The organism is Streptomyces sannanensis (assembly GCF_039536205.1).
Taxonomy (GTDB): Bacteria; Actinomycetota; Actinomycetes; order Streptomycetales; family Streptomycetaceae; genus Streptomyces; species Streptomyces sannanensis.
The window spans coordinates 1080335-1094414 of record NZ_BAAAYL010000001.1; the positions used below are offsets into that span (position 1 = coordinate 1080335).

Consider the following 14080-nt stretch of genomic DNA (forward strand, 5'->3'; position numbering starts at 1 on the left):
AAGCCGATCCAGCTGACCAAGGGGTAGCCATGACGGACAAGTTCGTCGCCGCGATCGACCAGGGCACCACCTCCAGCCGCTGCATCATCTTCAATCAGGACGGCGCGGTGGTCGCCATCGACCAGCGCGAGCACCGCCAGATCTTCCCCAGGCCGGGATGGGTGGAGCACGACGCCACGGAGATCTGGTCCAAGGTCCAGGCCGTGGTGGCCGGGGCCCTCGCCAAAGCCGGGCTGCGCGCGGGGCAGCTGAGCGCGCTGGGCATCACCAACCAGCGCGAGACGACGGTGTTGTGGGACCGGGCGACCGGCAAACCGGTGCACAACGCCATCGTCTGGCAGGACACGCGGACGTCCGCGCTCTGCGAGCAGCTGGGCGGCGCGGACGGCCAGGACCGCTTCCGAGACGTCACGGGACTGCCGCTGGCCAGCTACTTCTCCGGGCCGAAGGCAGCCTGGCTGCTGGACGACGTACCGGAGCTGCGGGCCCGCGCCGAGCGTGGTGAGATCGCGTTCGGCACGATCGACTCCTGGCTGATCTGGAATCTGACGGGCGGCACGGACGGCGGGGTGCATGTCACGGACGTCACCAACGCCTCCCGCACCATGCTGATGAATCTGGAGACCCTGCAGTGGGACCGCTCGATCCTCTCCGCGATGCACGTCCCGGAGGCGATCCTGCCGGAGATCCGCTCCTCGGCCGAGGTGTACGGCACGGCCGTCGGCCAGCTCGCGGGCGTACCCGTGGCCTCGGCGCTCGGTGACCAGCAGGCGGCCCTGTTCGGGCAGGCCTGCTACGACACCGGGACGGCCAAGAACACCTACGGCACCGGCAGCTTCCTGCTGCTCAACACGGGCACCCGGCCGGTGCCGTCGAAGAGCGGGCTGATCACCACGGTGGGCTACCGGATCGGCGACGAGCAGCCGGTCTACTGCCTTGAGGGGTCGATCGCGATCACCGGTGCGCTGGTGCAGTGGTTCCGGGACCAGCTGGGCATCATCCGCAACACCGCGGAGATCGAGACCCTGGCGGCGAGCGTCGACGACAACGGCGGGGCCTACATCGTGCCGGCGTTCTCCGGCCTGTACGCGCCGTACTGGCGTTCGGACGCACGCGGTGTCATCACCGGCCTGACCCGGTACGTCACCAAGGGGCATCTGGCCCGCGCGGTGCTGGAGGCGACCAGCTGGCAGACCCGCGAGGTCGTGGATGCCATGTACCAGGACTCGGGTGTGCACATCACCGCGCTCAAGGTGGACGGCGGAATGACGGCCAACCAGCTACTGATGCAGCATCAGGCCGATGTGCTGGGCGTGCCGGTGATCCGGCCGAAGGTGTCCGAGACGACCTGCCTGGGCGCGGCATACGCGGCCGGGCTGGCCACCGGCGTCTGGTCGGGCCTGGACGAGCTCAAGGCGCACTGGCAGCGCGATGTCGAATGGACGCCGCGCATGGACGCGCAGGCCCGCGAGCGCGAGTACGGCAACTGGCGCAAGGCGGTGGAGCGGAGCTTCGGCTGGCACGAGGAGACGGGTAGCTAGCGACCTGCAACGTTTTCCCGTCAAGGAGCGGCGTCCGGTGCGTGCGATCGCAAGGCGGCCGAAGACCCTTGTAGCAGCGCTACTCGGGCTCTCGGCCAACGCAGCGAGCGTGCGTGCCCGGGGCCCCGCTGGGGGCACCCCTGGGGGCACCCCTGGGGGCACCCCCAGCGGTAGCTGGGGGAGGTAGCTGGGGGAGGTAGCTGGGGGAGGTAGCTGGGGGAACGTCGCGACGGGGCGCACGTTGCCGGGAGGGGCGCCAGGTCCTGTCCGGTGAGCCCGCGGGCTCACCGGACATGCGGCCCGCCGCATGGTCGACCGTCGGCACGGCCCGCGGCCGGAGGCCGCTGATGGGCACAGCGGCGCCCTGTGGGGGTCCCCCGGACGAAGTCCGGGAGAACGAGCCCCGGAAGTACGGGCCGTGTATTCAGACCGGGACCGAACCGCGGCGCCGGGCGCCCAGCATCGCGGCGTGCTCCACGACCGCCACCAGGATCTCCTTGACGGACTCCCGCTCGCGGGCGTCGCACAACAGCACCGGCACCTCAGGATCCAGGTCGAGGGCCGACCGTACCGCTTCGGCGGGATAGCGGTCCGCCCCGTCGAAACAGTTCACCGTGAGGACGAAGGGAATGTCCCGCCGCTCGAAGTAGTCGACGGCGGCGAAGCAGTCCTCCAGGCGGCGGGTGTCGGCCAGGACGACCGCGCCCAGCGCACCCTGCGCCAGCTCGTCCCAGAGGAACCAGAACCGGTCCTGTCCGGGGGTGCCGAAGAGATAGAGCACCAGGTCCTCGCGCAGCGTGAGCCGCCCGAAGTCCATGGCCACCGTGGTGGTGCTCTTCCGCTCGACGCCCGAGGTGTCGTCCACGGGCCGTCCGGCCTCGGTGAGTGTCTCCTCGGTGCGCAGGGGTCTGATCTCGCTGACCGCGCCGACCAGAGTGGTCTTGCCCACACCGAAGCCGCCTGCCACCAGGATCTTCAGCGTCACCGGTTCGACCGTAGGCGTGCTGCGGCTAGAGCGCCCGAAGGCCATTGATCACCTCGCGAAGAATGTTCTCGTCCGGCAGTTCCGCCGGCGGAACGGGTCGGTTCACATGCACCAGCTCGTCCTCGACGAGGTCGCCGACGAGCACCCGGACCACGCCGACAGGGAGGTCCAGCCCCGCGGCCAGCTCGGCGATCGACTGCGGGGCCTCGCTGCACCGCTCGACGATCTCCACATGCTCCGGGGAGAGCAGTTGGTCACGGCCGGGGTCGTCGGCGGCCGGCTCGGGGACGACCACGGCGATCAGGTCGAGCCGGTGCTGGTTGATGCTGGTGGTGCGCCCACGGGTCATCGCGTACGGGCGTACGACCGGCCCGGCGTCGTCGTCGAACCAGTGGTGCGGCTGCTGGCCCTCGCCGCTCACGCCCTCCCAGCCACACCTCATGTGGGCAGACCGGCCCGGCTCGGTGTCCTGAGGTGGTCACCGACACGCTTGACCATCAGTGTCATCTCGTACGCGACCTGACCGACGTCGGAGTCGGCGTCCGCCAGCACGGCGAGGCAGCTGCCGTCACCCGCGGCCACGACGAAGAGGAACGCGTCCTCGAGTTCCACCACGGTCTGCCGGACGCGGCCGGCTTCGAAGTGACGGCCGACGCCCTTGGCAAGGCTGTGGAACCCGGAGGCGACGGCCGCCAGGTGCTCGCTGTCCTCGCGGGTGAGGTCCTTGGACCTGCCGGTGGGAAGGCCGTCGCTGGAGAGCACCAGCGCCTTGCGGATGCTCCCGACACGCTCGACCAGTTCGTCGAGGAGCCAGTTGAGCTCTCCCGAGCCGTTGTGTGCGCTGGACTTCGGTGCGGTCATCGACCGTCCCCCTCCGGTGTGTTTCCGTGTGCTGGGTCGCCCGCCGCGGCTTGCTCGGCGTTCTGCCGACGGCCGCGCTGCCAACCCCGCTGGAGCGAGGTCATGCGGGCGCGTACTTCTTCCGCGTCGCAGTCGGTGTGATGCGGCGCGTCCGTGCTCTGGTGTCCGTCCCTCCGCGCCGCCGCGTCCGCCTTCAGCTGCGGCGCGAGGCTGGCCTGACGGACCCTGCGGGGCAGCCCGCCGAGCGCCGGTCCGTCGTCCGCCCGGGACTCCCGGACGGGCTCGCGGACCGGTTCGGCCGGTGGCATGGAGTGCGTGCGGGCCTTCGTGTCCACCCGGCGGCCGCGGTCGCTGACCAGCGTGGGCGTCCTGCGGCGGCGCGGCAGCGGCACGGGGCCGGAGATGGAGCGTACCGAGGCGCCCGGTTCGTCGGTCTCGTCGTCGGCCTGAGTGTGTTCTTCGCGGTCGGCTGCGGAATCGCGCCTGGCCGCGCTCAGCAGACCGCCGCGCGCGCTCTCCGGGGTGTCCAGGGGGGTGAGTACACCGAGTCGGTCCGTCTCGTCGAAGTCCAGCGCGCCCACCGGCGGCTCGAGTTCGACCGGGCCGTCCAGCAGGGAGGGTGCCGGGGCGCCCACGGGAAGCGGGGAGAGTGTGCCGCGCCGGCCGTCCGGGGCGGTACGGTCCACGGGCTGGTCGGCCGCCTTGCGATCGAGGCGGAAGCCGACCCCGTTGGTGTCCGGGGCGTCGGTGAGCAGCGCGGCCGGGATGAAGACGACGGCAGTGGTACCGCCGTAGGGCGAAGTCTGGAGGGAGACCCGGACGTTCTGCCGCTGGGCGAGCCGGCTCACCACGAACAGGCCGAGCCGGTCCGTGTCCGACAGCTCGAACTCGGGAGTCTCCGCGAGCCGGAGGTTGGCGTCGAGCAGGGCCTCGGGCGTCATGCCGAGTCCACGGTCGTGGATCTCCAGGGTGAAACCGTTGGCGACCCGCTCGCCGAGCACCTGGACGGCGGTGTGCGGGGGCGAGAAGACCGTGGCGTTCTCGAGGAGTTCGGCGATCAGATGGGTCAGGTCGGCGACCGCGGGGCCGCTCACCCCGATGCGGGGGAGGCGGCGGACCTCGATCCGCTCGTAGTCCTCGACCTCGGCGACCGCGGCCCGTACGACGTCCATCAGCTGGATCGGCTTGCGCCACTGCCGGGACGGGGAGGCACCGGACAGAATCACCAGGCCTTCGGCGTGGCGGCGCATGCGGGTGGTGAGGTGGTCGAGCCGGAACAGGTCCGCGAGTTCCTCGGTGTCCTCGGTGCGGCGCTCCATGGTGTCCAGCAGTGTGAGCTGACGGTGGAGCAGGACCTGGTTGCGACGGGCCAGATTGACGAAGACCTCGGAGATGCCTCGACGCATCTCGGCCTGCTTGACGGCGGCTTCCACCGCGGCGCGCTGCAGGGTGTTGAGGGCCAGTCCGACCTGGCCGATCTCGTCCTTCTCGTATTCCAGGCGCGGCGCCTCGGTCTCGACGTCCACCTGCTCCCCGGCGGCGAGCCGGCGCATCACGCTGGGCAGCCGTACACCGGAGGCCTCATGGGCCTCCTTGCGCAGACCGGAGAGGTCGTGGATCAGATCGCGGGCGACCCGGGCGGAGACGACGATGGAGGCGAGCAGGGCGAGGAAGCCCAGCACACCCGCCAGACCGGCCTTGATGAGGACGTTCATGGCGGCAGGCTCGACGCGTTCCTTGTAGCGGTCGCCGGCCGCGGTGCCCTCCTCGGTGAGCCAGTCGAGGACCGGCGGCGCGATGTCTTCCCAGCTCGAGGCGCTGATGCCGCGTACGCGCTCGGTGGGGCCCTGGGCGACGAGCTTCTCCTCGGTGGCGCGCAGCGGCTCGGTGTCGGGACCGCCCCAGAAGTTCTCGAAGATGATGCCCTCGACGTCGGGCAGGATCGCCAGATTGACGTCGTACAGCAGTTCGCGGTTGGCGATGAGGCTGGATATCTCGCGCAGTTCACCGGCCTCGACAGTGCTGTCCACGAGCGCGGACGCGACCAGCGCGTCCTCGCGGGAGAGCATCTCGCGGGCCCGGGTGATGCCGACCAGTGCCCGGCCCTGCCTGTCCAGCTCCACTTCCTCCAAGGTGTGGAGGGACATGAGGAAGCCGTAGCAGGGGTCGACGAGGTGGTTGAAGAGGTCCAGTGCCTGGGCGCGGGTGACGGTGCTCTGCTCGACTCTCTCGCGGAGGTCACCGATGCCTTCGAGGGCCTCCAGGATGGACGTGAGGCGTTCGGAGGACCCTGGAGTCAGTTCGTCGCGGACCGCCGCGTCGGCGGCGTTGGCCCTGATCTTCGCCACGACCCCGTCGGTGGCGTCGCGCTTGCCGCGCAGGGCGGCCAGGGCGTCGGAGGCGCCGGGGTCCGCGAGATAGATCAGCGTCTGGCGGCGCTCCTCCTGGATGACCCGGATGGTGTCCTCCATCGGGTAGCCGACCTTGTCGATGACGTGCGCGACATCGAGCAGATCGGCGGCCTCACGTCCCGTGAGTACGGTCGCGAACCCCCACATGCCCGTGAGCGAGACGAGCGGCACCAGCAACAACGCCACGATCTTCCTGCGGATGGATTTCCCGCGAAAGCGCATGGCCTCCCCCAGATCGACCCCATGTGACGGGGTGTCCTCCGTCAACAAACGGCGCGAGCCTACTACTGACTCACAGCCAACTCGAAGGCACATCCGGACGATTTTCGGCCTCCGGTCATATTGTTGATCACGGGTTGTCCCGCTATCCCATGAGATGACACGCCTGAGTGTGGCCGATGACACCCGGTGCGGAGTGGTTCCGTCCACTCCAGCGGATGGCTGGAACTCAGCGTTCCGCGGGAATCTTCACGCTCATCCGTTCGTCCATGTTCATGGGAGTGGGTGGGGAGACACATTTCATGAGCACTGAAGAACAGCCCCAGTTGTGGATCGAGGAGCCGGTGGCACGGCCGCGACTGCCGGATCCGGTGCGTACCGCGGCCGTGCGCGCGGTGCTCATCGTGGCACTGACGCTGATCCAGGCGATGGTGGCGTTCCTGTGCAGCCTTGCCGGGTCCTGGCTGGCCTTTCCGATGGTGCTGGGCGCTGTGGCGGGCACGGTGGTGGCGACCTGGGCGGCGCTGGACGTCTGGGTGACCCGCCAGGTGTGGAATCAGCGCAACGGTGTGGTGTCCGTTCCCAGCAGTACGGCCCGGCGTCTGCGGAAGGAGCGCCGGGCCGCGCGGCGCACGGCGCACACGCTGCACGCGAAGAGCTGACGCCGCTGTGCGTCGGCCTGGTGTCCCGATGACGACCGGCGAGAAGTGCGCCGATCCGATCAGGCAGGATGCGGTGCGGGACGCTTGAACATCCTCGTCGCCGTGATCTCCCCGTGCACCGTCTGGCCGTCTGCCGGGGTCTGCTGCGGCAGTCCCGGCCGGAGGTGCTCCTCCACGCTGATGTACTTCAGGCCCGCGCGCAGGTCCGCGTCATTGCGGAGCCGGATGACCAGCGGGAACTCGGCGAGCGCGGTGGTGTCGAACAGCCCGGTCGTGTAGAGGAGCTGAACGCCCAGCGCGTCGGACACCGCCCGCTGGAGCTCCAGCAGATAGGTGGCGTTGGCGCGGCCGATCGGATTGTCCAGGAACAGCGTTCCGGCGTGCCGGTGCTTGTCCCGTCCCCGGTCGTTGCTGCGCAGCGCCGCCATCGTGCAGTACAGCGCGATGGCCGCGGTGAGCAGCTGGCCGCCGGAGAACACATCTCCCATTTGGCCGACCGGTACGCGCTCCGCGCGGAGCACCGCGTCCGGCTTGAGGATCTCCACGGCGACCCCCTTCGGTTCGAGGGCCGCCTGAACTCCGCGCAGAAGCAGCGACATGCCGTCCCTGCGCAGATCGGAGTTCTTCTTCACGGCGGCGCGGGTCGCCTCGTCGATCACGTCGCCGAGCCGCTCGGCCAGTGTGGCCTGGTCCGGCTCTTCGAAGCGGATCCGCAGGAACTCCTGACCCGACCACTCCCCCAGGCCCTCCGGGAGCCGGGACAGCCGCTGCGCCGAGCGGAGCGTCGCCAGCGCGGACTCCACCAGGCCGCGCAGCCTGTCGACGATGCTGCCGCGGTTGCGCTCCAGCTGCTCCAGCTCGTCGGTGAGCACGCGCAGGCGGGGCGCGAACGCCTCCGCCCACTTCGCGGCGTGCTCGGGCAGGGCCGACGCCGGCAGTTCGCGGATCTGCTGGCGGGCGGGGGTGCGCACCTGCTCGTAGCGGGTGGAGTTGGCGTGGCGTACGAGCACGTCGGAGGCCTCACGGACGGCCGCCTCGGCCGCCGAGAGGTCGGCGGCGCAGCCACGCAGCGATCGGCGTGCCTCGGCGGCCGTCTTCCGGGCCTCCTCGAGCGCGCCCGGGTACGGCTCGGGCGCCTCGGCACCCTCCTCGTGCGCACCGACGGCCTGGTCCCTCAGCAGATCGCGCAGCAGGGCCGCGGTCTCGTCGAAGCCGCCGGCCGCGTCCTCGGCGGCGCGGTGCGCCCGAAGCAGTTCGGTGTGGACGGTCCTGGCCGTCTCCAGCGCCTCGGTACGGTCCGCGAGGTCGCCGTTGGCCATACGCAGCAGGGTGCCCGCCATGTCGACGTCGACCGGCACCAGCTCGTCGGGCAGCTGGGTGTGCGCCTCGCCGTCCTCGGGCGCCAGGCGCTCCGCCTCGCCGCGCAGCCGCCCCAGCTGCTCGCTGGCCGTGGACGCCCGCGACTCCAGCATCTGGACCAGGGCTTCGGCGCGGGCCGCCGCGGCCTGGCGGGACGGGCCGTCGGCGCCGTCCGTGCTCTCGAGCAGCTGTTCCGCGCGGGTACGCACCTTGTTGGTGAGGCGGTCCAGCTCGGCGAGCGCGGCACTCTCGTCGCTCTCCGCCCTGGCCTGCTCGGCACGCAGATCGGCGCCGACGCCCACCTTTTCGTACACCTGGGACGCGGCCCGGTACGCCTCGCGCAGGGCGGGCAGCGCGGCGCGTGGCGCGTCACCTTCGTCGGGGAGGTTCTCCGGGGCACCGGCGATCTCCGCACGCTCGGCGCGCAGCGCGCGGGCGGTGCGACGCGCGTCGTCGGCGGCGCGCTGGGCGGCCCGGCGGTCCTCGTCGGCGGCCCGCGCCCGCTCGAGGCATACCTGCGCCCGAGCCTCGGACTCGGCTGCCTCGTCGGCGAGTTCGCGCAGCCTGGCCTGCCAGCCGGGCCTTTCGCGGAGCCGGAACGCGAGCCCGGCGAGCGCGTCGGCGGCGCGACGGGCCCGCTGCGCGGCCTCCTGCCGCTCGTCCCGGATCCCGGACGCGTCGGCCGCTGCCTCGTCCGCCTCCGCGCGGACCGTGCGGGCCTCGGCGAGCGCTTCCTCGGCGGCCTCGGCCGCTTCGCGGGCGCCGCGGGCCGCCGTCGCGAGCTCGGCGAGCATGCCCGCCGGGCAGTCCGAGCGCCATGAACCGAGCCTCGCGGCCAGCGAACGGTCCCCGGCGAGGCGCGCCGCGAGCGCGCGGATCTCCTCGTCACGCTCGGCCGCGCGGGCCCGCAGCGCCTGCCGCTCCTCGTCGGCGGCATGCTCGTCGTGCATGGCCGGGTTCGGCGGCACGAGGAAGACGTCCCCGTCCTCACCGATGCCCTGCGGCGGCACCGGCGCCAGCAGGGCCGCGGCGGTGCCGACGGCGACGGTGGACCGGGGCAACAGGGCGGCGCCGGTGAGGACTTCACGCGCCCGGGAGTGCGAGTCGGGGTCGGTGATCACGACACCGTCGACCAGTTCGGGCCGGGCGGCGAGCACGGCTGCATGGTCGGCCGGGTCGACGGCCTGGGCGAGATAGCGCCATCCGGGCAGGGCGGGAATGCCGTGCTCACCCAGGAACTCGACGGTCGCGAGCACGTCCGGGCCGGGCGGCAGCAGTCCGCCGTCGCCCAGGGCGCCCAGAATGCGCGAGTCGTCGGCGGCGGCGGTCCGCAGCTCGAACAGCTGCCGCTCGGCGGAGGAGACGACCTGCTCGATCAGGTCACGCAGTTCGTCCGCGTAGCGGTCCAACTCCTCGGCGGTGAGCGACCCTTCGGTCCGCGGCCGCGGAGGGCGGCCGGCGCGGGCGTCCCCGGGGTACGGGACCCCCGAGCCGGAGGCGGAGCCTTCGTGGCCGTCGGAGGCGTCGGGGTACCCGCCCCGGCGCGGGTGCGGCACACTGCCCGTCGGTGCAGTGGACGGGAGGCTCAGCAGCTCGGCGAGGCGCTCCTCGCTCGCGATCGACGCCGCCGCACGGCGCTCCGCCTCGTACGCGTTCTCCGCCGCCTTGGCCGCGTCCTCCGCGCGGGCCGCGGTCAGCTCCGCGCGGGCCCCCGCGGCGGCGGCCTCCTTGGCACGGTCGGTCGTCACGCGGGCCGCCTCGCGGGCGGACTCCCAGGCCTCGACCGCCGTCTTCTCGGCGTCGCTCGCGGCGAGCGCGGCCCGTGCCGGATCGGCGTCGGGGGCGGTGTCGTCGAGCCAGCCGGCCCGTACCGCTTCCGCGGTCTCCTGCTCGACCTCGGCGAGGCGCTGGCGCAGGTGGCCGGCCTCGCTGCGGGCCCGCTGCGCCTCCGTCGCGGCGACGGTGGCGTCGCGGTGGGCGGTCTCTCCGGCCTCCTGGAGAGTGGCGGAGCGCTCCTCCTCCTCATTGGCCACACGCTCGCCGCTCTCGGCGGCGGTGTGCAGGGCCCGTACGAGGTCGGAGGCGGCCTTGGCGCGGGCGGCCAGCGCCGGGGCGGCGTCGCGCTCGGCCTCGCGGATGGCGGCGGCCACGCGCACGGAGCGGTCGGCGGCGGCGCGGTGCCGCAGCACGGCCTCCGCGGCCTGCCAGGCCGCGTGCAGGGTGCGGGCGTCGACCAGCTCCCGGCGCTGCGCGTTGGCGGCCTTCTCGGCTGCGGCCAGCGCCAATGAGGCGTTGCGGTAGGCCAGTTCGGCGGCGATGAGCGAGCTGCGGCCTCGGGCCTGCTCCGCCTCGGTGACGGCGTGTGCGGCGGTCGTGACCTGCTGGGCGAGGTCGGCGGCCCGGCCGCGCTCCTCACCGGCGCGGGCGGACAGCCGACGCGCGAGCGTACGGGTGCGGCGCTCGGCCCCGGCGTGTACGTCCCGGGTGCGCGACCGCGTCTCCGCCGCCTCGACGATCCGGCCCAGCAGGTCCACCGAGCCCGCGGTGAAGTCGCGTTCGGCGGTGAGTTCGGCCCGGCGGCCGAGCTTGTTGCCGAAACCGCCGACGAGGTCGGCGAGGCCGTCGGTATCACGGGTGTCGGTGACGGCACGCAGCAGCAGGTCGGTGAAGTCGGAGTCCTTCTTCACCGCGAAGAGGCCGGCCGCCTCGCCCTCGTCCGCGTTCATCTCGCGCTGGTAGCGGAAGAGTTCGGGGTCGAGGCCGAGTTCGCCGAGGTGCTCGTTCCAGCGGTCGTGGATCTCTTCCCAGTACACGTCGAGGTGCGGGTACGCCTTGCCCGCCTCGGTGACCGCGTCCCGGAAGCCCTTCATCGTGCGGCGCCGGCCCTGCGCGCCGGAGGCGCCCTCGACGGGCGGGCGTACGGCCGTGGACTCGGCGACCGGCAGCGAGTCCAGGCTCAGACCCGGCCCCGGCCGGAAGGAGTACCAGGCCTCGGCGAACTTCCGCGGGTCGTTGGAGACCTGGCGGCCGCGCCACTCGCTGACCTTGCCGACGACGACCAGCTCGCCGGTGAGCGTGTGCTGCCACTCCAGGGCGACATGGCCGCAGTCGTCGGCGAGCAGGAACTTGCGGAGCACACCGGAGCTGGCGCCGCCGAGGGTGTTGCGATGGCCCGGCAGCATCACCGAGAAGATCAGCTTGAGCAGTACGGACTTGCCGCCGCCGTTCTCCAGGAAGAGGACGCCCGCGGGGGCGGGACGGCGCGGCGGGCCGACCGGCTCGTCCTCGAAGAACTCCGCCTGGATGGGGGCGGGGTGGGGCACGGGCTCGCCCACTCCACGCAGGTCGAGCACGGTGTCGGCGTAGCGCGCACCGGCGGGCCCGATGGAGTAGAGGCGTACCCGGGACAGCTCGTACATGTCGGCGGACTCTCGTAGTTCTGTGGGCTAGGCGTGGAAGGGCAGGCCGGCGTCGGCGGCCAGCTCCAGATCGTCGCCGTCGGGCGGCGGCAGCAGGGTCGCGGTGCCGTCGGTGACCGGCACGATGCCCAGCTCCAGCAGCTCGGTCAGCGCGGCACTGCCGGCCATGTCGCGGACCTGCAGCTGGTACCGGGCGGTGGTGCGGTACGCGCCGCCGGCGTCGTCGCCGGTGCGCTGGAGGAACCCGGAGTCGGTGAGGAAGGCGACGGCCTTCGCCACGATGCCGGTGGTGGAACCGGCGAGCCTTCGGGCGTCCTTGGTGGCTCCGGTCGCGCTGCGCCGGGCGTAGATCCGCCAGGCCGCTTCGAGGCCCGGGGCGTCGGTCTGCGGGTCGGTGTTCTCGCCCAGCTCTTCGGCACGCTCCTCCAGCCGGCGGCAGGCCTGGCGTACGAAGGCGTCGACGCCGTTGACCGTGATCCGGCCGATGTAGCCGTCGTCGGCGAGGTCCTCCGGGCGGGGGAAGGCCATGGCGGCGACGGCGAGGTGGGCGAGGCCGTGCAGGAAGCGATCGGCGGAGTCGGCCGCGGTACGGCGGGCGTAGTCGCCCATGCGGACCGCGAAGACGGAGTCCTCACCGGCCGTCACGGCCATGCCCGCACGGGGCGAGACCTCCAGTACCACGAGCCCGAGTCCGGCGGCGACCGCGTCGGTGAGCCGCGCGAAGGCGGGGTCCTCGCGGTGCCGCCGGAGCAGCTCGGCGTATTCGGCGTCCCGGGCGGGCAGCAGCTTGGGCTGCAGGCCGAAGGCGACGAGCCGCGCGGCGTCGGCGGCGTCGGCGGGCGTGATCCGCGCGTCCGCGCTTGCGGCGCGCGCCGACCAGACGCTGTCGAACCCGGGGCGCGACGCGCCCTCCGCGGGCGCGTCGGGCGCCTCGGCCTCGACGGGCTCTGCGGCCTCGGGCGTGTCGGTCACTGGTGCTCCTTGCTGGGGGTGCTGCTGGTCGTACGGGCCCGATGCGGGCCGGTGGGCGGGCACGGCCCGGTCGGCGTGATCATGCCGCCTCCGTGCGGTCCGCAGCCATTCCGGCCGCGTCCAGCAGGGCCGTGCCCACGATCAGGTCGGCGCCGCCGAACTCGGGGTCGTCCAGCACCGTCCCGTCGTCGACGGCGAAGAGCAGCCGCTCCTCGCCCTGCCGGTACGCCGTACCGACCGGGGGGCTCGCCGCGTGCACGGCGAGCAGGGCGACCAGGTAGGGCAGGTCGGGATCGCGGCGGCGTGCCTCCGCCAGGAGACCCGACAGGCGACGCGGGGCGTCGTGCGGGAGGTCGAGCAGCTCCTTCGCGGCGGCCAGCTGCTCCTCGCTGAAGCGGCTGTCGTCCGGCGTGGCGATCAGATCCGGTTCGGGCATCTCCGCACCGAGGTGCTCCCGCTCCACAGGAGGCGTGAGCAGCAGGTCGACCAGGTCCCCGACCCGTACCGACGCGGGCGTGCGCAGCCCCGTGCCATGTGCGAAGAAGGCGTCGGTGACCCGGATCGCCTGCTCCACGGGCAACGGCAGCAGCGGGGCGACCAGCTGCCCGTACAGGTCGAGGCCGGTGCGGGCCGTGGGCCGGGCGAAGGCCTGCCGGTCCTGTTCGGCGCGGAAGAGCGGGCCGGCCTCCAGCAGCCGGGACTGGAGCTGGGTGTGGCGGCGGATGCAGTCCTTGACTATGTCGACGAGCTCGGCGGCGCGTCGCTTGTTCTCGGGGTCCTCGGCCTCGTCCCTCGCCTTGCGGATGTTGGTGAGGATGGCGTTCTCGTGGCGGTACCGGTCAGCGACGTGGTCGAGCGCCTCGGCGATCATGTCCGGCACGGTGTTGAGCCAGTCGACGGCCCGCACATTGCGCCGGGTGGCGTCCAGCGTCTTGCGGAGCGTCTCGGCGTACTGCACGGTCCGGTACCGGGCCTGCTCGGCCGCGAGCTGCGCGTCGGCCAGCCGGCCGCGGCTGACAAGGACCTCCAGCTTCACCTCGGCCGCGATCTGCGCGCTCGTGACGTCCGTGTCGAGGGCGCCGACCAGCACATTGACGGCCTCGTCCGTCGTACGCAGATAGACACTGCCGCCGCACCCCGGCACCTCCTCGATCAGCTTGAAGTCGTAGTCTCGGCGGATGTACACACCGTCCGCCCCGAAGGTGCCGTACACGGCGCGGAATCCGCGGTCCACGCTGCCGACGTTGATCAGGTTCTCGAGCACCCAGCGGGCGACCCGCTCGTGCTCGGCGGCCGGCCGTGCCGGTGCCTGGGCGGCGACGCGCGGGACGAGCCGGGCCACTATCTGGTCGTGGTCGGCCCCGGTGTCGAAGTCCATGTTGAGCGTGACCAGGTCGATGGCGGCGAGCGCCACTTCCGCCATCGCGTAGACCGAGTACTCCCCCGCCAGATTGGCCTTGCGCACGTCGAGATCGTGCAGCGGCGCGGTGCAGGCGAGCGCGCGCAGCCGCCGCGCCAGGCCCTCGTCGGCGGCCGGGCCCAGCGCGGGCCGCGGCCCCGCGCTGAGCTGGGGCGGAGCAAGATCCGTCGAGGCAGGCGAAGTCACGGTGGACAGATTAGGTCCTCACACCGACAACCGGCGAAACAGCGC

Annotated in this window: 8 protein-coding genes and 1 pseudogene; 2 read left to right on the forward strand and 7 right to left on the reverse strand. The window is 72.4% G+C overall.

Going from position 1 to position 14080, the window contains the following annotated elements; translation table 11 throughout:
• Window positions 1-29 precede the first annotated feature (29 nt).
• Complete coding sequence (gene glpK, locus ABD858_RS04900) at window positions 30-1541, forward strand: glycerol kinase GlpK (protein ID WP_345034832.1); 1512 nt, start codon at window positions 30-32, stop codon at window positions 1539-1541.
• Between the two features lie 424 nt (window positions 1542-1965).
• Here the strand turns inward: glpK and ABD858_RS04905 are convergent, their stop codons facing one another.
• Genes ABD858_RS04905 through ABD858_RS04920 form a run of 4 tightly spaced genes read right to left on the reverse strand, consistent with a single transcriptional unit; the run spans window position 1966 to window position 6020 of the window.
• Window positions 1966-2571 (reverse strand): GTP-binding protein, encoded by a 606-nt coding sequence (locus tag ABD858_RS04905; protein ID WP_345034833.1) that lies wholly within the window; start codon window positions 2569-2571, stop codon window positions 1966-1968.
• The gene (locus ABD858_RS04910; RefSeq protein WP_425586156.1) at window positions 2552-2968 is read right to left on the reverse strand and encodes a DUF742 domain-containing protein; all 417 of its coding nucleotides are present in this window, start codon (window positions 2966-2968) and stop codon (window positions 2552-2554) included. The genes ABD858_RS04905 and ABD858_RS04910 overlap by 20 nt, the downstream gene beginning before the upstream one ends.
• Complete coding sequence (locus ABD858_RS04915) at window positions 2965-3387, reverse strand: roadblock/LC7 domain-containing protein (protein ID WP_345034836.1); 423 nt, start codon at window positions 3385-3387, stop codon at window positions 2965-2967. Before ABD858_RS04915 ends, ABD858_RS04910 begins: the two co-directional genes overlap by 4 nt.
• On the reverse strand, window positions 3384-6020 hold the full coding sequence (locus ABD858_RS04920; protein ID WP_345034837.1) for a sensor histidine kinase: 2637 nt from the start codon (window positions 6018-6020) through the stop codon (window positions 3384-3386). Before ABD858_RS04920 ends, ABD858_RS04915 begins: the two co-directional genes overlap by 4 nt.
• 320 nt (window positions 6021-6340) lie before the next feature.
• Between ABD858_RS04920 and ABD858_RS04925 the strand changes: the two are divergent.
• Window positions 6341-6679, forward strand: a pseudogene (locus tag ABD858_RS04925) (hypothetical protein); the annotation flags it as partial.
• Between the two features lie 59 nt (window positions 6680-6738).
• Here the strand turns inward: ABD858_RS04925 and ABD858_RS04930 are convergent.
• From ABD858_RS04930 to ABD858_RS04940, 3 genes are all read right to left on the reverse strand, one after another.
• Window positions 6739-11457: a hypothetical protein gene (locus tag ABD858_RS04930; protein WP_345034838.1), complete on the reverse strand. Its 4719-nt coding sequence runs from the start codon at window positions 11455-11457 to the stop codon at window positions 6739-6741.
• Between the two features lie 27 nt (window positions 11458-11484).
• Window positions 11485-12303, reverse strand: a complete 819-nt coding sequence (locus ABD858_RS04935; protein WP_345044267.1) for a hypothetical protein — start codon at window positions 12301-12303, stop codon at window positions 11485-11487.
• 205 nt (window positions 12304-12508) lie between these two features.
• Window positions 12509-14035 (reverse strand): hypothetical protein, encoded by a 1527-nt coding sequence (locus ABD858_RS04940; RefSeq protein ID WP_345034839.1) that lies wholly within the window; start codon window positions 14033-14035, stop codon window positions 12509-12511.
• Window positions 14036-14080: the final 45 nt, after the last annotated feature.

Excerpts from the sequence above, each read along its gene's own strand:
- glpK (WP_345034832.1), top strand. The coding sequence starts at position 30 with ATGACGGACAAGTTCGTCGCCGCGATCGACCAGGGCACCACCTCCAGC.
- ABD858_RS04905 (WP_345034833.1), bottom strand. The coding sequence starts at position 2,571 with ATGGCCTTCGGGCGCTCTAGCCGCAGCACGCCTACGGTCGAACCGGTG.
- ABD858_RS04910 (WP_425586156.1), bottom strand. The coding sequence starts at position 2,968 with ATGAGGTGTGGCTGGGAGGGCGTGAGCGGCGAGGGCCAGCAGCCGCAC.
- ABD858_RS04915 (WP_345034836.1), bottom strand. The coding sequence starts at position 3,387 with ATGACCGCACCGAAGTCCAGCGCACACAACGGCTCGGGAGAGCTCAAC.
- ABD858_RS04920 (WP_345034837.1), bottom strand. The coding sequence starts at position 6,020 with ATGCGCTTTCGCGGGAAATCCATCCGCAGGAAGATCGTGGCGTTGTTG.
- ABD858_RS04930 (WP_345034838.1), bottom strand. The coding sequence starts at position 11,457 with ATGTACGAGCTGTCCCGGGTACGCCTCTACTCCATCGGGCCCGCCGGT.